This window comes from Neobacillus sp. S1227, from assembly GCF_055385255.1.
The window spans coordinates 3,793,378-3,814,067 of sequence record NZ_AP038276.1; the positions used below are offsets into that span (position 1 = coordinate 3,793,378).

At 43.2% G+C, this 20,690-nt stretch carries 19 protein-coding genes; 2 read left to right on the top strand and 17 right to left on the bottom strand.

The genetic code is table 11. The features are described 5' to 3' along the window. From ACZ5AE_RS18885 to ACZ5AE_RS18900, 4 genes are all read right to left on the bottom strand, one after another. Nucleotides 1-855, bottom strand: a complete 855-nt coding sequence (locus ACZ5AE_RS18885; RefSeq protein WP_464566141.1) for an ABC transporter permease subunit — start codon at nt 853-855, stop codon at nt 1-3. A gap of 181 nt (nt 856-1,036) precedes the next feature. Next, complete coding sequence (locus ACZ5AE_RS18890) at nt 1,037-1,966, bottom strand: alpha/beta hydrolase (protein ID WP_464566142.1); 930 nt, start codon at nt 1,964-1,966, stop codon at nt 1,037-1,039. Nucleotides 1,967-2,273: 307 nt separating this feature from the next. Then, complete coding sequence (locus tag ACZ5AE_RS18895; RefSeq protein WP_464566143.1) at nt 2,274-2,885, bottom strand: DedA family protein; 612 nt, start codon at nt 2,883-2,885, stop codon at nt 2,274-2,276. A 620-nt stretch (nt 2,886-3,505) separates the two neighbouring features. Next, nucleotides 3,506-4,597: a CotH kinase family protein gene (locus tag ACZ5AE_RS18900; RefSeq protein WP_464566144.1), complete on the bottom strand. Its 1,092-nt coding sequence runs from the start codon at nt 4,595-4,597 to the stop codon at nt 3,506-3,508. 194 nt (nt 4,598-4,791) lie between these two features. Here ACZ5AE_RS18900 and ACZ5AE_RS18905 point away from each other — a divergent pair, with 194 nt between their 5' ends. Then, nucleotides 4,792-5,136: a CotG/ExsB N-terminal domain-containing protein gene (locus ACZ5AE_RS18905; RefSeq protein WP_464566145.1), complete on the top strand. Its 345-nt coding sequence runs from the start codon at nt 4,792-4,794 to the stop codon at nt 5,134-5,136. Nucleotides 5,137-5,240: 104 nt separating this feature from the next. On the opposite strand, the gene ACZ5AE_RS18910 is transcribed toward ACZ5AE_RS18905, so the two are convergent. The 11 genes from ACZ5AE_RS18910 to eutL form a co-directional block, all read right to left on the bottom strand. Continuing rightward, on the bottom strand, nt 5,241-6,776 hold the full coding sequence (locus tag ACZ5AE_RS18910; RefSeq protein WP_464566146.1) for an amino acid permease: 1,536 nt from the start codon (nt 6,774-6,776) through the stop codon (nt 5,241-5,243). 23 nt (nt 6,777-6,799) lie between these two features. Next, complete coding sequence (locus ACZ5AE_RS18915) at nt 6,800-6,937, bottom strand: hypothetical protein (RefSeq protein ID WP_464566147.1); 138 nt, start codon at nt 6,935-6,937, stop codon at nt 6,800-6,802. 52 nt (nt 6,938-6,989) lie between these two features. Continuing rightward, nucleotides 6,990-7,802, bottom strand: coding sequence for an ethanolamine ammonia-lyase subunit EutC (eutC, locus tag ACZ5AE_RS18920; protein WP_464573665.1), 813 nt, complete (start codon nt 7,800-7,802; stop codon nt 6,990-6,992). Between the two features lie 57 nt (nt 7,803-7,859). Further along, complete coding sequence (locus ACZ5AE_RS18925) at nt 7,860-9,221, bottom strand: ethanolamine ammonia-lyase subunit EutB (RefSeq protein WP_464566148.1); 1,362 nt, start codon at nt 9,219-9,221, stop codon at nt 7,860-7,862. A 183-nt stretch (nt 9,222-9,404) separates the two neighbouring features. Next, complete coding sequence (locus ACZ5AE_RS18930) at nt 9,405-10,829, bottom strand: ethanolamine ammonia-lyase reactivating factor EutA (protein ID WP_464573666.1); 1,425 nt, start codon at nt 10,827-10,829, stop codon at nt 9,405-9,407. A gap of 49 nt (nt 10,830-10,878) precedes the next feature. Then, nucleotides 10,879-11,319, bottom strand: coding sequence for a EutP/PduV family microcompartment system protein (locus tag ACZ5AE_RS18935; RefSeq protein ID WP_464566149.1), 441 nt, complete (start codon nt 11,317-11,319; stop codon nt 10,879-10,881). Continuing rightward, nucleotides 11,316-11,654, bottom strand: a complete 339-nt coding sequence (gene eutS, locus ACZ5AE_RS18940) for an ethanolamine utilization microcompartment protein EutS (RefSeq protein WP_464566150.1) — start codon at nt 11,652-11,654, stop codon at nt 11,316-11,318. Before eutS ends, ACZ5AE_RS18935 begins: the two co-directional genes overlap by 4 nt. A gap of 21 nt (nt 11,655-11,675) precedes the next feature. Next, nucleotides 11,676-11,951: a EutN/CcmL family microcompartment protein gene (locus ACZ5AE_RS18945; RefSeq protein WP_464566151.1), complete on the bottom strand. Its 276-nt coding sequence runs from the start codon at nt 11,949-11,951 to the stop codon at nt 11,676-11,678. Further along, the gene (locus ACZ5AE_RS18950; RefSeq protein ID WP_464566152.1) at nt 11,948-12,721 is read right to left on the bottom strand and encodes a hypothetical protein; all 774 of its coding nucleotides are present in this window, start codon (nt 12,719-12,721) and stop codon (nt 11,948-11,950) included. Before ACZ5AE_RS18950 ends, ACZ5AE_RS18945 begins: the two co-directional genes overlap by 4 nt. Nucleotides 12,722-12,743: 22 nt before the next feature. Beyond that, nucleotides 12,744-13,043, bottom strand: coding sequence for a BMC domain-containing protein (locus ACZ5AE_RS18955; protein WP_464566153.1), 300 nt, complete (start codon nt 13,041-13,043; stop codon nt 12,744-12,746). A gap of 33 nt (nt 13,044-13,076) precedes the next feature. Continuing rightward, a complete protein-coding gene (eutL, locus tag ACZ5AE_RS18960; protein WP_464566154.1) occupies nt 13,077-13,733 on the bottom strand; it encodes an ethanolamine utilization microcompartment protein EutL in 657 nt (218 codons plus the stop codon). A gap of 268 nt (nt 13,734-14,001) precedes the next feature. Between eutL and ACZ5AE_RS18965 the strand changes: the two genes are divergently transcribed. Continuing rightward, on the top strand, nt 14,002-14,430 hold the full coding sequence (locus ACZ5AE_RS18965; protein WP_464566155.1) for an acyl-CoA thioesterase: 429 nt from the start codon (nt 14,002-14,004) through the stop codon (nt 14,428-14,430). A 78-nt stretch (nt 14,431-14,508) separates the two neighbouring features. On the opposite strand, the gene ACZ5AE_RS18970 is transcribed toward ACZ5AE_RS18965, so the two are convergent. Together ACZ5AE_RS18970 and ACZ5AE_RS18975 are read right to left on the bottom strand one after the other, a co-directional pair. After that, nucleotides 14,509-17,712 carry a UvrD-helicase domain-containing protein gene (locus ACZ5AE_RS18970; protein ID WP_464566156.1) on the bottom strand — a complete coding sequence of 1,068 codons (3,204 nt, stop codon included), beginning with the start codon at nt 17,710-17,712 and terminating at the stop codon, nt 14,509-14,511. Then, the gene (locus tag ACZ5AE_RS18975) at nt 17,705-20,653 is read right to left on the bottom strand and encodes a PD-(D/E)XK nuclease family protein (RefSeq protein WP_464566157.1); all 2,949 of its coding nucleotides are present in this window, start codon (nt 20,651-20,653) and stop codon (nt 17,705-17,707) included. The genes ACZ5AE_RS18970 and ACZ5AE_RS18975 overlap by 8 nt, the downstream gene beginning before the upstream one ends. Nucleotides 20,654-20,690 lie beyond the last annotated feature (37 nt).

The window sequence follows — 20,690 nt, forward strand, 5'->3', positions numbered from 1 at the left end:
CTACTTGGAATCCTTTCTGTAATCAAAACTGATCCATTCATACGTGCGGTAAAGTAGATAAAAAGGGATAAAAATGAGAATGCAGCCGACAACAAAAGGATCCGGTCCTGTGACCATTGCCCTTAACAAGCCGTTCATATTAAACAAATAATCTACTACTAATAAAGTGGACAACATCGTCCAGAAAATGGTCTTCGAAGCGCCAAACATCCCTTCGGCAATATTCCGGAGCGCGTGGATATTCAAAATATAGGAAAAAGATAATCCTTTTGCTTTGGCTAAATGTATATATTGTTTCTCCAGCTCTTCCTCAAGGTGGTGGATGAACACCTTCGTGATATAGAAGCTAATGGGGATGCTCAAGCTGATCACTGGCAACAGGACGGCCTTTTCGCGTACACTGACCACAGTTGCTATTTTTATTCCTGTTGACTTGTAAATCATGATAACTGCCAGCTGCAATAAGAGAATGAACATCAAATCAGGAACAGCCTCTGCCAATTCAATCAAATTTTTAAGGAAGTGGATTTTTTTTCGAAATAGTATAAACGAAAGATATGTAATGATGAGGGCGATGACCCAAGCTGTAAGAATGCTTAATCCAAGAATTTTCATTGACTCTATGTATCTTTCAATAATAACTGGAAATAATGGGTTTTTTCCGTCCAGAGTCAATTGATCATAGGAGATTAAACCAAGGTTCATGGCTTTAACCGCATTAAAGTGTTCCGATAGATGAAACGACAAATCCCTAAATAATACTGGTAAAGCACCAATCCAAATCAACACTTCCACTGCTAAGATGCACTGCAAAACTAAAATAACCACTTTTTTCGCAAAACGTTTTAGGTTCATAGATTCTTCCTCTCTAATGATGCTGGGGACGCTTCTCGCGCCTCATTTTGATCCATGGGTAAGTTATAAAAATTTACGCAAAATTCCGCGAAATACATTATAAATGTTCTTTTTCCATTTTGCTATTTTTAATTTTAAAAAAGTGCCTGGATTAATAAAAGACCAGACACTCTTAGGTATTTTATTTACTGAAAGCTTTTTTTAAAGCTTCCCCGGATTTTTCCAAGGCCGCTTTTCCTACGTTTAGTACTGCTGCCATGCTGATAAAGCCGTGGATGGTGCCGTCGTAACGGATTGTTTCCACTTCCACACCTGCATCAGCTAATTTTTTACCATACTCTTCCCCTTCGTCACGTAACGGGTCATATTCTGCTGTAATCACGAGTGCTGGCGGCAGCTCTTTGAAATCCTCATTTAGAGCAGGCGAAACTAAAGGATTTTTATTGTCCTCTTCACTGTTTAAGTAACAATCGCGGAACCACTCCATTGTTCCCTTTTCTAGAAAATAGCCATGAGCATTTTCCACCATCGAAACTGTCGGCACTCCGCCAGTGTTTGTACTTGGATACATCAAAAGCTGAAAACAAATTGGCGGGGTGTTTTTCTCTTTTGCAAGATGACTGATAACAGCAGCTAGGTTTCCACCAGCACTATCGCCGCCAACCGCAATCCGTGTACGGTCCACATTAAAGTCCTCGGCACGGTCGTAAACATATTGTACTGCTGCGTAGGAGTCTTCCACGGCAGCAGGGAACTTGTGTTCAGGTGCTAAGCGATAATCAACGGAAATCGTAACGCAGCCAGCGCTATTGGTGAGAGCCCGGCAAATATTATCATGGGTATCAAGATCACAGATCACCCAACCTCCGCCATGATAAAAAACTAACGCTGGATAGCTTGACTGTTCTTCCTTGGGAAAGTAAACCCTTACAGGAATATCTGCAGCGGGGCCAGGAATAGTCCGGTTTTCAACCTTGCCTACTTCCTCAATTTCCCCTTGGGGAAACTTGGAACCCATTCTTGCCATTTGCGGTGTTAAAGTTTCGAGCGGCGGTGCGCCTAAAGCTTTTAGCTGGTCTAATAAAAACTTTGTTTGCGGTTCAAGAGTCATTTTTTCGGCCACCTTTAATATCATAGTTGCATACATAAATATTGTTCGAGAAAAGTTAATTTTTTCCTCCCATGAAAATAAATAATTATCACCAGCAGGCGAGGAAGTCTAAGAAATAGTTCCTTTCTTCTTTGCACAGTAAAATAAGGAGGCTCATTTGTCGGCCACCTTACTTTTTTGCAATATAAATTACATAACCATTATATACAGAGTAATTTCTATATAAATTAATTCTGTTTGAAATTCTCCTAGAATGGTTAAGGCATCGACGTCATTTTTATATTTTTCACGGAAACTTCCATTATACTTATTTAGACTTTAAACTTTTCCTTATTAGCGTGAGGACTCCCACCATTAGCAGGCCGAAAAGAACCCCGTAAATTACGTTAGAGTAATTGTCCATTTTTTCCGTAATAAGTTCCCAATTTTCCCCCAGGCTTGCACCTAAATGAATCAAGATCGTATTCCAAATCAGTGTTCCAATGGTTGTGAAAATAAGGAAAAGAGAAAAATTCATGTTGGCCATTCCGGCGGGAATTGAAATCAAACTGCGAATTAGCGGAATAAACCTACACAAGAAAACCGTCCAAATTCCATATTTATTAAACCAGGCATTGGCGCGGTATAAATCTTCCTTTTTTAGTCGTAAAACCTTTCCGTACTTGTTAATGATTCTGTCAAACCGTTCCACATCCAAAAAATTTCCGAGACGATATAAGATTACCGCTCCAATAACAGAACCCAAGGTTGAGGCAATAATGACTCCTGTAACGGTCAAATTAGTATCCAAGGTCATATAACCGCCAAAAGTCAGAATGACCTCCGAAGGAATGGGAGGAAAAATATTTTCAAGGGCAATCAACAAAAATACCCCTATGTAACCATAGCTTACAATAAAATCTTTAATCCAAACTTCCATTATAATCCTCCAATTTTTCATTTCCACATGTATTACGTTTTTTATCCTAAAAGGTTCCGCTAAATGGCATAAGTTCTAATAGGGAAATTTTTTCTTCTATGAAACACAAAAGGTGCTTGATGCAATACGGCTCTCCTTGAGGGAAGGACAGAAAGTTTATCTATAAATTCATAAGGCTCTTTTCTCAGAGATTGTTGCTTTTAACTATTTTGAAAACACCGAGTGGATTGGAACGAAAGGCGCTTGACTCCTGCGGGAAATAGAGGAAAGGTCGAGACCCCGCAGACGGAACGTCGAGGAGGCTCGACTTCCTCCCCGCGGGTTTGCTGAGCGCCTGTAGCGGAGAGGAACGGACAGTGTTATTCCCCAAAACAACAAACTTTACGAAAAGAGCCATTCATAAAAAGAACCATCCGAAAATGGTTCTTTTTAGATATGCTTTAATTATTGTTGCTTCTTTCTATAGAATTGAAACGACAAAGAGTAATATAATCATTTTCCGAAGGATTTTTAGGTTTTATTTGTGAATCCAGTACTTTTATTTGCGAATCCTTAAAAACAAACATTTTTTTGAAAAGGGCTTTTTTTAAAAACTGAAGTCATAAAGGCTGCGGCCTAGTTTAGTTAAGTTTTACTATTTCGTTTTGGATATATTTTCTTCTTTCAAGAATGTATTCCGTGATTACCCGCAGCTCTTGGTCAAATTGTGAAACCGATTCCTTTTTGTAGGGATCCTGCAGGACATAGGGCCGGATTATTCCAAGCAGCTTTTCAACTCTAGGCAGCATAAATTGCAACGTAAACTGCTGATTCATAATTTGGATCAGCAGCTTTTGATACTGCTTTCGGAACGCAGCCACGTCCAAAATTCTTGCTGTTAACGTATTATAGCCCTTTAGCGGAACATAATCAGCCTCCATCACCTTCCCGTTAACATCCCTTCCCCAGGTGGCATCGTAATCCCATGGCATCACCTCGAATAGCCCTGTTTCACCGTTCCGGTAAAGCGAATAATTATGGACAAAGCCATCATAATTTGACGTGAAGATGATGCCCGCCATCCACCGCAAGTATTTTTCAACATCAATATATTTAATAATTTCCCTCTCGAATTCGCTTCTAGGAATTGTGTTAATGTTATAAATTAACCTCTCTAAAAACTTATCTTCTGATGCCTTTCCACACTTTTTTTCATAGCCTGATTTCAAGGACTTTTTCACGGCTTTATCCAAATCGCTCATCAAAGAAAAATTCGCATCGCCATCAATGGCGTAATAAATGCTGCCAGCGGGAAGGTTTCTTCTTCTTAAAAAGTTTTCATCCACCGATTCAATTTCCAAATATATTCCTTCCGGTCTGCCGTTAAGGTTCAAAAAGACATGCTTGGAATAAGGTGCAAGAACACCAATCTCAGAAAAGAAATCGAAGGATAATTTATTTCGGATGAGCGAAGGGTCCTTATACTCGGCATTTAAATGAATTTCACTGGATCCTTTGAATTTTTTAGGTTTATAAAAGGATATATAATAGGATTTTTTCATAAAATCACGTATATGGGAACCCCGGTAACGGACATCTACCTCTAGTCTTTTTCCATCAATATTTAGCTGCGCGGGGATTGGCATATCCACCCATATATCCCTTTTAAGCTCCTTTAAGTCGCTCGGTTTTATAAAAATTTTATAGTTTGGCAGTTTTACGGCTTCGTCCATTTCCTCTCCCCCCTACTTCTATACCTATGATGGAGTAAAGGGGATGTCACGGTTAATTGATTTTTTCCTTTAATAGGCTATTGTCCGAGACCAAAACAAGCGTCCATTCGTAAATTGTTAAAAGAGGAGTGGGTGTTATAGAATATGCACAATTCATTTCGTACTCCCTTTTCTGAAAAAAGGAGGTGCTTCAAATGGAAGAAAGAGAATTTTCTCCAGAGGATATTCAAAGCGCGGCTGAAAATGTGAGACGCGGCGGATTCGGGGACTTCATGTTTATGGATCCAGGCCGTCATCGTGGCACTTCTGGCAACAGAAGAACTTCTAGCCGGACTTCTAGCCGGAACACTAGTCGTCGGATGATGACATCAAGCAAAAATACGACTCGACGCCGTACATCCAGAAAAAGAACTTCAAGACGCTTAACCCATCATCTGGAATGCACAAAATGGCGCAATACAGGTCACGGCAGACATCAAACTAAGAGCTGCTGGAAAGACGGCAACATGTGGGTGTTTAAATCACGTAAAAGAGGTTAAAGAATCAAAAGGCGGCTGATCCGCCTTTTCTTTTTATTTAATCAGAAACACTTTGACGGTCAGGACCCTGGCACAACGTTAGCGAGGTCCTGACCTCTTTTTAATTAATGTTTCCCATGTTCAAATTCGTCTTCCAATCTTTTAATTTCATCAACTGATTTTTCTAGTGCTGCCTGCGGGCCTTTAAAGTGCTTTTTATAATAGGTCAAATCCATGATAATTAACAGGATAAACATTCCCGCCAAGGCATAAGCGGCCATTTGGTTCGGCGGAATGATCATCATGATGGAAATAAAGATAATCCAAAGGATGCTAAGAATATTAATTGGCTTGCTCCATTTCCCAAGGCTCCATGGCCCGTAATGCTTTGGCAGAAAAATTCCCTTCGCCTCCGCCTCCAGCTTTAAATAAATAGGAATCCCATAAGCTACATATAACCCGACAACACTTACTGCCGTTAAGAAAGCGATTGTAGAGTATCCCGCATCCGGATTCACAATCTTTGTAACATAGTCAATTAATGCTAACAAGAAAGATAAAATAACAGACAGCCAAATCGCCTTTGCCGGCGTCCGGTACTTCCGGCTGATTTCCGCCCAATGGCGGCTGAGCGGCATCCCATTGTCCCTTGAAAAAGCATACATCATCCGCGAAAAGGAAGTAATCGACGAAAGACCGCAGAAGAACATCGCAAAAGTTACCAGCCATAAGACGACCGCTCCAAAGGTACCGCCTAGAGCTTCGCTAATAACAAAGATAAAAGCATTATCAGATTTCACCGCACCAGCTGCATCATGAATGGAAAGCGTGACAAATGCTAGCATGATAAAACCAAATACGAACGAAAACGCAACGGAGTTATAAATCCCCCATGGAGCGCGGACGCGCGGATGGACTGTTTCTTCAATCGTATGGGCAGAGGCATCATAACCAGTAAAGGTCCATTGTGCCTGTAACAAACCGATTAAAAAGGCCAGTATATAAGGCTTCTCAGAAAATGTTTGCCCGACTTGGAATAAATAATCAACTGGCTGAAGGCCATTTTTTGTAAAAAAAGCCAAGCTGACGACGAGAATGGCGACAACGATCATATGGTACCAAGCCGAGAAGTCGTTTAATTTCGCTACGATTTTTATCCCAACGTGATTGAGGATTCCGTGTAAAAGGAGAATAACGCCAAAGACAATTAAAGTGGTGGTATCGGTAGAGGTATATCCAAAAACGGTTGCTAAGAGCGGGTCTGCAAATAGGGCGCAAGAGTAGTCGATACCGGCCACAATCCCAATTTGGCCGATTAAATTAATCCAGGCTGTATACCAGCCAATCCTAATTCCTTTTAAAGCAGCGGCCCAGTGATACAGAGCACCGGCCGTTGGAATGGCCGAAGCGAGCTCAGCAAGTGATGCGGCCACCAACATCACGAAAAAGGCCACGATCGTCCAGCCAAAACCCATCATACCTGGGCCGCCGTACGTTAATCCATGTCCATAGAGAGATACAGCCCCTGTTAAGATGGAAATAATCGAAAAGGAAATCGCAAAGTTGGAGAACCCTCCCATATCCCGCAGTAGTTCCTGTGCATAACCATAGCGGTTCAGGTGCTTCTTATCCTCCAACAATTGTTGGTCTTTGTTTTTCATTCGTGTTACCCCTTTCTTACTGATTATTTGTCATCCCTTCCGACAAAGATTTCATGCTCTTCTTCTTTAAAGCCTCTTACATTTTTGTTCGCATGCATGCCAATGGCCGTACCGACAACCAAAGTAAGGACTACTAATGCAAAGCCGATTACTGCCTCCATTCCCCCACCCCCCTTTCTTTATAAAAAATTTCAATAGAAAGGTAGAATAGCACTATAATTCCAGCTTTACTCCGCTTACCTTTTGCTCAAGCATCTTCTTAAGGACGGTTCCAATATGGGCACCTGCTTCAACAGGCGGAGTTCCAAGCGGGTGGATATTCGAAATGACATTGCGGTCGGATTCAACTACTCCTTTTCGTGGCCGGTAGCACATATAGGCGCTCATCGAACTGGCCGAGACCAGCCCAGGCCGTTCGCCAATTAATAGGACCAACACCTCCGGCCCCAAAATCTCGCCAATATGATCCATGCAAGCTACCCTGCCCCCTTTGACAAAAAACGAGGTTCCAGCGGAAAGGTTATGGATTTTCAAAGAATCCAGTAAGGCCGGATAAACATCTTTTAAATTGGTTTCCACAGCACTAGCGCTTAGTCCGTCTGAGACGACAATTTGCACCTGCGGGCGATGGATGCATTTATCCTTAATGGTCCTAACAGCATGATCAGTTAAGATACGCCCTTTATCAGGCCTTTTTAAATACGTTTCCTTGTTTTCATAGCATGTTTCAACACTAAATAAATCAAATTCCGACAAGGTATTTTCTAGTACTTCGCCCCCGACTGCATCAATCGCAGCGGCATGGTCGAACTGCAGCTTTAACATCGTTCTTGTCAGCGGTCTGGTACCGGTCCGCCAAACGCCAATCCTGGCCGGTGTAGAGGCAATTAAGCTAGGTACCCCCACCTCATAAACGGCCGACGGAATGGAGGTCTTCCAGTCATTCTCAGTAAATATCAGTCCTTCTTCATTGGTTGTTGCCATTTCTCCGGCCTCATTAGGGAATTTCCTCTGAAGTTCCTCCATTACCTTTTGAACAATAAATTCAATCTCATTCTCCTGCACTCTCTCCCCCTCCTTTCCTTACATAAACAGCGTTGGATCACCGGCCCGCTCGGTTAAGATTCCGTTCTCCATAATCCCCATTTTCTCAAGCCATTTTTCAAAAAAAGGCGCAGGTCTCAGGCCAAGAACCCTTCTGACTGAGGCAATGTCATGAAAACTAGTCGATTGGTAATTCAGCATACAGTCATCCGCCATTGGAACACCGATAAGGAAATTGACCCCGGCAGAACCAAGAAGAACGGCAAGGTTCTCCATATCGTTCTGGTCGGCTTTCATATGGTTTGTATAACAAACATCGACCCCCATAGGAATTCCTTGCAGCTTCCCCATAAAATGATCCTCAAGCCCAGCCCTGATGACCTGTTTGCTGTTGTAAAGATACTCCGGTCCAATAAAACCGACCACAGTGTTCACAATAAACGGCTTATATTTTTTCGCAAGTCCGTAGCAACGCGCTTCTAGAGTTACTTGGTCAATGCCATGATGTGCATCTGAGGAAAGCTCCGATCCCTGTCCCGTTTCGAAATACCACAGATTCGGCCCCGCCGCTGTCCCTTCTTTTTGGATTAAATCATTTGCTTCATCCAGCAGTCCAACGCTGATGCCAAACGCTGTGTTCCCCGCCTCCGTTCCCGCTAGGCTTTGAAAAAGCAAATCGGACGGAGCACCATTTTTGATGGCCCGCATCTGTGTCGTGACATGCGCAAGCACACAATTTTGTGTAGGAATTTGAAAGCGGTCGATTTCCTCTTTGGTCATTTGTAAAATTTGCTTTACACTTTCGGCTGAATCAATAACTGGGTTAATCCCTATTACTGCATCACCGATTCCATAACTAAGTGCTTCGTAAAGGGATGCTTTGATGCCTTGAATGCTGTCTGTGGGATGATTCGGCTGTGCTCTCCCAGCAAGGGTGCCTTTATGGCCGACTGTATAATTGCATTTGGTAACAATCTCCATTTTTGATGCAGCCTGAATCAAATCCAGGTTGGACATAATTTTAGCTGCGGCAGCGGCCATCTCACTCGTCAATCCCCTGCGGATCCGGCTAATTTCCTGATTTGTTGTAGATTCAGCCAGCAGGATTTCTCGCAAGTCGCTGATAGTCCAATTGGCGATAGATTGATAGATTTTTTCATTAATAGATTCTTCGATTATACGGGAAACCTCGTCCTCCTCAGGTGGGAGCACGGGGTTATTGCGGATATCACTCAGAGTCAACTCAGATAGGAGATGCCGTGCTGCCAGCCGCTCCTGAGCGTCATTGGCGGCGATGCCCGCAAGCTGGTCCCCCGACTTTTCTTCATTCGCCTTTGCCAGAATCTCTTTTAAGCTATTAAATTGATATGTTTTATTAAGTAAGGTAATTTTAGTTTTCAAATTTTAAGTTCACCTCCCTGTTTGCTTTTCATTATTAAGGGGGTAATGAGGAGTTACTCTCCTCTTTTCCGATTTACTCGTCACTTCGGCCAATTTACTCGCGGGTTTTTCGATTTACTGGTCAACTTTGATTTTGTTACTCGCCGGTTTCCCGGTTTTACTCGCCAACCAGCTATTTCCCTGTTAGGAAAACGCAAGAGTCTTCACGACAACGGGCACCAATGCATCATTCAACGGCTTGCCAATGTCGATATAGTCGCCGTGCTCAACCACCACCTGGTCAATACAAATCACGTCTACATCAGCAGATAACTGCAGTCGCATCACGTGCCCTAGGGCTTTGGCCATGTCATTTTCAAAGACTACGACAAGGACTGCTGCGCTAGGAAAAAGCCTTGTGTAAACCTTTCCGAGTACATCTGCCAGTTCCTTTAGCTTTAAGTAAGGCAAATAGGGCATTTCTGCTAAGCTAATCGCAAACGGCACTTCAGAATTTCCAAGGAACAGTTCCTTCCCTTGTAATAAAGCCCGTTCAATATACCGTTCCAGAGCCGTGTCTGAATAGCTCATTTTAACAACGGGGATGTTTCTTAGCGGCAGATGCTCAGGAGCAATGGATATTGTTGCACCGCTGATTTTCGTTGTCTGCATGCCTGCCCCGATGACCGTGGCCCTCGAAGTTTGCTCTGCCTCCACCAAGGTAAGAGGATAGTCTTTTAAAGCTTTCATCAGTACTCCAGCCAAAATAGGGCCAATGTCGTTATATTTTGCTGCTTCACCCAATGTCGCAGGCGGCATTTCCAATGCCAGTCTCCCTACACCCCCGGAAATGATGACCTCATCAATTATGGGCAATGTTTCTGACGAAGCACTGTGAACCAACGAATTTACAGCACCAATGGGCATCTTCCCTAATAAACAGTCCAGCATGTCTTTGCACAAAACAGTAGAAATTTCAGAAAGCTGCTTTAATGTAAGCCGCATCCCTTTTTCAAGGAAGAAGTTTTTGGAAAAAAGCCAAGGCTGTAAAGATGGGGATACCGCCAAGATTTCGCCGGTAGAATTGATTTCAATCAGCCGGCCGCCCACATGAAAGGTAATCGTACCCACCACTTTACCCTGCTGAAAAAGGGCAACGTTGGCAGTACCGCCGCCAATATCGATATTGGCGACAACTCCCTTCGTCTTTTTTGAGTACTTCGAGACTCCAGATCCCCGTCCGGCCAAAACACCTTCCAAGCTAGCTCCTGCAATTGCAACTACGAAGTCACCGGACCGTTCTGCCAAATAATGCAGCAGCGCATCGGCATTTTTCTTAATCGCCGTTTCCCCCGTAATGATTACCGCACCCGACTTGATATCCGATAGGGACAGTCCAATTCGTCGATATTCCTGTTCAAGCCAGCCAGCCAATGCGATCAAGTCAATTTCATCAGCATTCTTTAAAGGAGTGGAAATAATCTCACTTAGATAGGTGACCTTTCGATCAATAATATCAAAGTGTGGCAGGGCAAATTGGCTCGACACCCTTCCTAATATCAATTCGCTTAAAATCAATTTCGTTGTACTTGTGCCAATATCTATGCCGATACTTTTTATTGCTTCCATGCCCAATCTAAAGCCCCTCCAGACCGCTATCCGTACCGCTTCTAAAAATTCATATAAGATTCAATAGCGCTGCCTTCAGAGTCGGTATTCCTTCAAGAGTAACGGACGAAATTTTATAAATTGGATGATTTGATAAAACTTGCCTCAACAGTTTTTCAGCCTTTTCTAAATCAGCACTTTGATGGTCTATTTTGGTGATGACGCCAATGGGAATCAACGGAAACCCCTGCGCAAAATTCGGCGGCAGGAACTGCTCGTGGCGAGTTGCGTCTTGAACGATTAGGAGAATCCGCGCTTCCAATGCTGTTGCGATTAATGAACGGTAAAACAATGGATTTTCACTATACTCACCAGGTGTGTCAATAATCCAATCCATATAGTTTAGCGCCTGTGTTTTGACAGCAGGAGCCGGGTCCTCAAGCAGTCGTTTGGTTAAGGTAGATTTTCCAGACCCCACTGGACCAATTAACATCACTTTCCCTTTTTTCATGACCTGGTGATCTCCGCTGGTTCAAATTTCAAATGCCTGCTTAAGAATTGATTGATGGCTTGGATGGCCATTTCTACATTTGAGACCGTTCCGCAGATGACAAGCGACCCGGTAAAGCGGTCCAAGTAGCCAATAACAATATCTGCTGCTTTGGTAGCAATATCAGCCGCAATGATGGCGGTCTCCGTTGGTGTCAATGTCAAAATTCCAATCGCCCCCGCTTGACCAATTCCAAGCTTTGTATATAGGGCTTCATCAGGATTGGCTATGATGTGCGCCAATGTCAGCTGCTTCCCCGGTACATATTCCTGAATGACGCGCTGCTTTTTCTCCATCCATCTTCACACCTTTAATCGCTATTCTTCTCCTTCCCCTGCCTCAAGGGAATCGACAATGCCAACCACAACTGCATCGATTGGGGCATTTTTTGAAAAAATAGCCCGTGCCGGACTGCCACGTGAAACAATTACACGCTCACCACGGCCGGCTCCAATTCGATCAGCAGCAATAATCGGAGTCCCAGCCGGCTCCCCTTTCCAGTTGATGGGCTCAATGATCAGCAGCTTTAGCTGGCTCATGCCATCCTCCTTTTGAGTAGCCCAAATACTGCCCATGACCTTGCCAAGAATCATCCATCCGCCCCCTCTTCAATGACCATAACCCGTTTTTCCTTCAGAAAATCCTTTGCCAGCGGTGTCAGAATCGTGCCTTTCCTGATAATCAAAGTCTTCGAGCTTCCCAGATTCCTAGTAAGCCATTCCACTGTTAACACCTTTCCTATAAAAGTTTCCCTGGATTGGTGGTCCTTTTTTTCTTTAAAAAACAAACTAATAATTTCTTCATGCATATAGGATTGCTTGAAAAAACGAATACCAAGGTTGGTAAGCTCCTGTTTATAGGACTCAAATCGTTTCTTTAGTGGGAGAGGCAAATCCAGTGTTTTTAGGGTGCGGCGGTCGGCCCGCTTGATACCGGAAGAATCACCGCCAATCATGACCGGTTTCTGGAGAACGAGGGCCGCAAAAATGATTTCCGATTTTACAGAACCCTTTAATCCATGACAGACACGAGCGGCATTATCCAAATCCATTTCCGGGATGACAATGGCATCATAATCTTTCGGCAGCTCAATCGGTGCTTTGGCATACTCGTCCGCAGCTACAACCTGCCCTGCTCCGGTGGCTTGGATATAGCTGCCACCAAGCCAACCTGACGTCTCACCGTCAAGTAACAGAAAATCATAATCTATCGGATGTTTTTTTAGGACCATCAACTGGTCAACAAAGGGCTCGTGCGCTGAGCTGTCACAAAATACAAACAGGACTTTTATTCTAGGAGTCTCTTGTTCGATAAGTTCACGGGCAATCCGTTCTACCAATTTCTGCAGCTGCCCTTTTTTCATTTTTAACACTCCCAACTGCCATTTACGTTATGCTTTGCCCTTCCAATTTCGGGAGGATCAATTCAATATCGGAGTGTGGCCTTGGTATTACATGGACGGAAATGAGTTCTCCCACCTTGGACGCTGCGGCTGCCCCTGCATCTGTTGCAGCCTTGACAGCTCCAACATCACCGCGGACCAACACCGTTACAAGCCCTCCCCCAACCTGAACCTTCCCAACCAACCTGACATCCGCAGCTTTTACCATTGCATCGGCAGCCTCAACCGCCCCTACCAATCCCTTTGTTTCAATCATTCCTAATGCCGACGTTTCTCGACCCATTTTGGAACCTCCTTCATTTTTTAACCATCTCTTCTAAAACATCCTATGTGGAGATTGAGCTATTTTTTGAATCGTGTCCGCAAAGACTTCAGACGCTGCTTTACAGGAGGATTGGCTTCCTGTCAGAAGCCCCCCGCCAAAGTTAGTTTCCGTCGGCGGGCCATAAAAAACACAGAGCCTTACGTCTGCCGCCTTCAACGCTGCGTCCAACCCCATCATCGCCTCAAGAGGAGGAGCTATTAAATACGCTAGCGGTTCCCCCGTTTCAATCCCGGCTAAACTCGATAAAAACGAACCGGTACGAGAAACTGTATGGGCAAAGTAGGCGTGATTACCAGCCTCGTCCACCGCATAAAAAGCAGGACCCGTATTGATCATCCTTACAGCGACCTCCAAGCCGCTCTTCACTTCAGATGGTGTAGCCCCTCCTAAAATTCCTATAAACTCTCCCGATAATGGACCTGAAGCATGTGCGGCCCCAGCATAAAATGACTTTGCATATACGACTTCTACTGCGGCCATTTTCGTGGCCTCATCAATCGCAGTATAGCCGACATCATCACTCGTACTAGTAACCAGCCCCAAGCTTTTGACGTGATCCGGAACCTTCAATGCCTCTCTTAACCCCTCATCAACATTTGGTATCAGCTGACTTGCCAAGGCTTGGGCAGGTAATCGTTGCAGCCTCATGAGTTCCACTCCCTATTAGCAAAAAGGGTGCCCTGATGGCAGTATGACACTTCATCTAAGGCACCGATGCCAATCTCTATTCAATTTTGCTAGGTTACTACATCCTATTATTCTTATTTCAATTTATGCAAAAATTCCTAATTTAGAATTTCCTCGATAATTTGATATATAAAAAGACCTTCAAAAAAAGGAAATGAACGGAATTAACAGAATAATAAATAGATTAGAGGGAATCATCCTTATCAAAATTTAATAAAGGTGGTTTACAATGGTTAATGATTTTCGTTTCTCACATCGTCTGAAGGTCCGCTATTCTGAAATTGATGGTCAGAAGATTGTTTTTAACGCTCACTATATGACTTATATAGATGTTGCTGTTACCGAATATTTCCATGAGGGATTGAAGTTAGACTTTGATGAGGCCGATTTTGATTTTGTTCTAGCAAAATCTACTTTAGAGTTTAAAAAGTCGGCAGAATTGAATGACTGGCTGAATATTTGGTGTAAAATCTCCAAGATAGGCAACAGCAGTATGACCATGAACTGCAAGATTACTAGAGACGGGGAGGAAGACCCGATTCTTTTAGCTGAAATTATTTACGTCAGCTATGATGCTAAAACGAAAACAACCCGCCCGGTGCCAGCTCTTGTTCGCAATCGAATTGAAGAATTTGAGAACGGCTTATTGACCCAGTAATTATTAGATAAATAACTAGTATGCAAAAAAAAGGCAGCCGTATTTTATTTAACGGCCGCCTTTTACTTCGTTATAATACTATTCATTAAAAAATATCCGGTTCGGTGCAAGGAAATAAAGACATTGATGGCCAACCGCTTCTCCAGTCAGTTCCTCCCATGCTCCCTTATAAAAAGCGAGCTGGCTCCTATAAAAGTCACAAAGCTTTTCATAATCCTCATCACGGACAGCTCGGTCCGTCTTATAATCGACAATGGTCCATTTGTCATTCTTTTTATAAATAAGGTCAATGACCCCTTTTACATAGAAAGGAAGCTCGTCCTTGGGATGGGCTGTAATCTGTGAATAGAGCGGGTGACCGTTATCCACTTTAAAGGTAAATGGCACCTCCGTAAGAACCTCATCTGCGGTCTGTAACTCGCCCCAAAGGGAAGAACTTTTTAATTGGTCTAAATAGGCCGTGACTTCCGTCTCTTTTTCTTTAGCCAAACCATGTTTGGTTAACGTAATTTGAATATAAACCGTAACATCATGGCCCTGTACCACTTTTTCAAAAATATCATGAACAACCGTGCCCCATTCCTTGCCGCCTCCGGATTCGCGCTCAATCGTCAGGCCTGAATAATCCTTATCCTTTGTCGGCGTCCAATGGTCGTAGGTCTTTATTTTGCTTTTTTCTAGCCATGCAAGCTTACTTGATGTTTTTGCCTGGAATTCACTGAGTGTGATTTCCTTTGGTGCAGGCAGATTCTCCCAAACATTTATTTCAGGAACCTCGAGTTCCTCTATCGCTTCCATTGCCAACAGAATATTCCATGGGTTTTTCTTGTTATTCCCGTTTGCGCTGATAATCAGAGCTTTCTCTGCACGGGTGGCTGCCACATAGATAATCCGAAGCTCTTCCTCCGTAAGGTACTTGAGCTCTTCCGCTTTATGAATCTCCCACTCTTTGGGAATCGCCGCCTCCCGGGACTGGTAGCCGTTATCCACCTTAAACATGAAGTACCCTTTTGAAGACAGGTCCTCGCGTTTTATGTGCTTTGATAAAAACGATTCTGGGCTGACCGATTTGGCCGGATGGGCTAAAAAGACAATCGGTGCCTCAAGTCCCTTTGCCTTATGAACATTCATGATTCGCACGGCATCTGCTTCTTCTTCCAAATTGGCGACAACCGATTTTTCAAAAATCATTTCAGAAAGGGTTTCTATCACCTGTTTATAGGTTGTCTTTCCTCCCGCCTCCTGTTTTCTCAAGGCCTCAAGCATTTGCAGCAGGCTTTTATAGGTTCGTTTCCCACGTCCATTCATTATTAGCAAAGGGTAGAAACCGACATCTTCGATAATTTTTTCAATCGCTGCTGCAGGCGGCAGGTTGCGAATCATTCGTTGATAATAGGTTAGTTTCGAAATGGCTGTTTCAAATTTTTCTTTAATGACTGGAGACAAATCTGCTGGGACATCCGTATACAGCGAAAACCACCCTTTGGCCTGCTTCCACTGATACAATTCATCATCACTGATTCCAAAGAAAATCCCGCGAAGGACGGCTACAAAGCTTACCTCATCTGTCAGGTCAAGGAAGGATTTTAAAAGAATCCATAAATCCTGAAACTCTCTTGTTTCACCAAGGATGACCTCACCGCTGATACTGACTGGGATGCCAGCATCTTCTAAAATTTTTGCATAAACAGCAACCCCGTCATTGTATCTGGTCAGCACCATAAAATCCCTTGCCCGATGTCCTTTCCCCATAAGATTCCGAATCGAAAAAGCAATATTTTCGGCATCCTTATGGATGACTTCCTCTTTCTTAGAAAAATCAGCTGGGACCGTCAAACGTTTTATTCCCGAAAATACGTTTCCCGAATCTTCATGATATGAGATTAACGGGCGGTAAGCTGCTTGGTAATCGGTCTCCACTTTTGGCAGATGACGTTCAAAAACCGTGTTTAATTCGGTTGTGACCGAATCTAAGGTACGGAAGTTCGTCGTCAGCTGCAGCACGTCCCCGCCATGCTCTTCGATTAATTGTTTGACACGGTTATATGTGTCAATATCGGCCCGGCGGAAACGATAGATGGCCTGCTTTGGGTCCCCGACGACAAAAAGCGAACCCGGTTTTGGCTTGCAGCTTGTCCAGTTTTTCTCATTCGGATCCTCACTGGTTAGATAGAACATAATCTCTGCCTGCAGTGGATCGGTATCCTGATATTCATCGACGAGAAGGTAACGATACTTTCCTTGAAAATAACTGCGGACTTCGGAATTTTCCTTCAGCAGCCTGGATGTATGCATCATTAGATCCTGAAAATTTAACAAGGATCGTTCTTTTTTTAGCTGTTCGTAAGTCTGAACCGCACCCTTTAGAAAAGCAATAATCTTAGGATGGCAATATTCCTTCCAGGCTTGGATCAGAGGCTTGAGTTTCACCGCGAATTCGGATGAGATCTTCTCCTCGTAAAATTTGGCATCTTCCTTGGACGGCCAGCGGTTATAGGTTGGCTTTAAATTCTTATTAAACAAGGTAAAAATTCCGATGATATCCGGTTCCGTCGGAGAGTCAAAAAACCGTTCCCTTTGTACTGCCAGCAAAATCGCCTTTTGCAGCGAGTCATAGCCCTTTTCCGGCTCCTGTTCTGGCACGCTTTTCCGTGCTTCTTTGATGATATTCATAAAAGATTGATAGTCCGCAAGCAACTCAGGCTTTGGTACAGATTCCGCGACCCACTCGACATCAGAATATTCTTTCACATCCTTTAACCAAGGAAATAGGTTATCCATTGAGATGCCTAATCGTTCCATTTCTTCAAGCTGACCGAAGTCGTAATCCGTCAAATCCTGGAGATGCTTTTGCCATGCTTCCTCCAAAACATCGGCATCATCCGACTCCTCAAGTTCCTTAAAAGTTAAATCCAATTTTGCCTCAATTGGCCGTTCCCTTAGCAGCTTGGCGCAAAAGGAATGAACCGTGCCAAGAAAGCAGCGTTCAATATTTTTCAAGGCCTCTCCCAAATGAAATTTCGCATCAAGGTCCGTTTCCTTTTTCCAAGCCTCTTCTAATTTAGCTTGAAAGCGGACCTTTAACTCATCTGCAGCTTTCCTAGTAAAAGTAATCGCAACAATCTGGTGAATTTCTGCACTTCCTGTATAAATAAGGTTGACCATCCGGTCCACAAGGCTTGTCGTTTTCCCTGAACCGGCGCCTGCTTCCACTAAGAAATTCGTTCCAAGATCATGCTTTATTTTATCGCGGGCAGCCTGGTCGAATATCACTTTAGTCATAGGCCCGCACCCCCTTTAACTTCTGGTTAGATTGTTTCATTTCAAGGGTATCCTGATTGTAAAAATGGCGGCGGCAGACAAGCTTAAATTCACAGTACTTGCAATCCTCTACGTCATCCGTCATTTCAAAATGTCCATGTTTAATTACATCAATTAATTTTTCCAAAATATCTAACCCATTGGTTCTAAGGGTGGCATCCTGTTTCCTGGTAAATCGCTCGGCCATCCCCTTTACGGTTGGAAAATAATATGAGCTTTCTTCTACGGCCCCCTCACCAAGCTGAAGATGCTGCTCAATCGCCAACGCATAAATCATATGCTGAAGCTGACGGCCGCCTTTAAAGGCGCCATTTTTCTTATATCCGTAGGTGCTTCCTGTTTTGTAGTCAATGATGTGGTAGGTGCCATCACTTGACTTATCCACACGGTCAATGATACCGGAAATCTTCAATTTGCCTGAAGGAAGCTTGATTACTGCAGGTTCTTTCCCGCCAATTCCAAAGGAATATTCAAAGTCAATCGCCTCATAGTCTTCGCTATGGCGCTCCTCTTCCTTTAGAAATATTTTGCAGCATTCTAAAATATCGTTCATTTCCCTTAAAAAAATGCGTTCATTTGGCGGCGGCAGTACAACCTTTTGCTGCTCCATTAAACTAGTTGCTAACGCAATTAGCTTGTCTAAATGAAGCGCATATGATGGCTTCGCATTTTCCTTTTTTAACTGCTTATAGAAATTTTCAAAAATGCTGTGCAGAAGACTTCCCCTTGTGGCTGGATCCAGCCATTTGTTGGCGTTATACGAAATTTCCTCAATTGGCTTGACGCGCAGAACTTCTTTTAAGAAATAAGAATATGGACACTTGGCAAGTGTTTCCAACTTGCCGGCACTCATCGTTTTCTCCTGATTAAGGAGCGGGTCATCTTCATTTACGTCAATCTGTACAAGGCCGTCAAATTCGGAATATCCACTTGAATTCCGTTTGATTTCCGCCGCAACCCCCTGCTCAATATTTGCAAAATGCCCAAGAATTCCAGCTGTCAATTGGACCGGCTGTTCACTGGCTAATTTTTCATTCCAGTAATCTTTATCATCCAAAATTTCTCCTGAAATGAGGGAGGACGGAAGTGTCTTTAATGCTTTAAAGTCTGTATTTGGATCTCCAGTCATGAGACGGTAACATTGCAGGATCACAAATGCCGGATTCATGACACGATTATCATTGATATCAAAATGACAATAACTGACTGTTACAGTTCCTGTCGATTGTGCCATTACCTGCAATAAAGTATATAAATTTAACTGGCCCTTTTCGCTCTGAAGCGGCAGACTGCTGCTTAGCTTTTTCCGTTCCAAATCTAAGAGCAGCGGGTCCTCACCGACATTACCTGGGAACTTTTTATTTTCGAGACCCACAAAAAACACGTTATTGCGATTATTGTAAATTCCATTTTTATAAGAGGTTACATGTAGATGTCCCGGTTTCGGTCGTGATTGCTGAACCCGTATCGATAACAGCAGGTCCTTCACCTTTTCAAATACATCATATTTCGGCAAGGCTTCGTCTGCAAACGGAATAATTTTTTCAATATCCTCAAGCAATGCAGTTTTACTAATCTCATCCAAGCCTGAGCTAACTTTACCGAAATTTTTTAAAATATAAGCAATACCTGTTAAGCATTTTTTATAGTTGATTGTTAAATCAAAGGCAGGCAGTTTTCTTAAAATGGAAGAGAACCACTGCTTTAACCATGAAAGCTCCTTTAATCGTGTTTCATAATAGGGGCTATCAGAGTTTAAATTTTCAATTCCCTCCGCTATACACGCCACATACCTCTCCTCTGACCAACCAATCTTTAAATCCCTTAAAATCTTGGCCATTCTTGTTTTTGACGGGGCCTCATCATCCAATTCGAGGAGCCCTTCATTTAACAAATCAAGAAATGCTTGCACACTATAGTTGGACTGAATCCATTCTAACAGGCCTGAAACCAGACGGCCTGGACGGCTGAAGGTAATCGGCAGCCCTTCCCCGTAAGTAACCGGTAGGTCTATTCGCTGGGACAAATGATAAAAAAGGGTAACATATGAATCAGCGCTCGTATAGTAGACGACATTTTCGTTAAGCGGTGATTTGTTCTTTTTAATTTGCTCGAGGATTTGTTTCACTTCGAGTTCTTCCGTTTTGGCAGTGAAAATATGCAAATCGGGCTTTAAGCATGCCTTCTCCTGTTGGTAAAGATAACTAAGTGGTGCGGGCTCACCCCAGCGAACAGAACTCAAGCTTGTCCGCTCAGGTAAATCGATGCCAAAAACAGGTGCTAGTGGCAGTTTAGCAGTGTTTTCGGGCAGAATTTTTTCAAGAAGTTGTTCTTCGAGTTGTGAAAGTTGTAAATTAGACTGGAGAATAAACAATTTCTTTTCATCAATAAGTGCATATTCCATTGCTTTTGTTAAAAGGGCAGCTCTATCGATGAATTGATTGGCTTGCAAAAGCTCTTCATAGCCGTTAAGAATTTCAGCCATGTCCTCGGCTTTGGCTGGTGCCGCAAAGGCGTTCATGTTCAGAGTTTCTTGGGTATAACCCGAGAGCCGCAATGTTTGAATTGCCGAGAAAACAGCATGGCTGAAAGACGGGGTAATCTCCATTCCGGAGAAATATTGGAGAGCATCCTGTTCCTTTAATCTTTTGAGCAGTGTATACGTAAAATGTACCCCAACAGTCTGGTCGAGCAATTCGATTGGCTGATTAGCATTCAATTCAACCATGCTCTTTGCCAGATCCAAAACCGTCCGATATTTAAGATTAACCGCCTGAAAGTCTTTTTTTATGAAGGCTTCGTTTATTTGTTCGCCAATTGTATGAGAATCGACAATGACAACTTTCTCGCGAAAGGGATCTCTTTTACATATTTCATTAAGTTCTTTTACTAAAGATTCCATAAAAAAATCTCCTTGTATCAAATTACAATTAGTTACA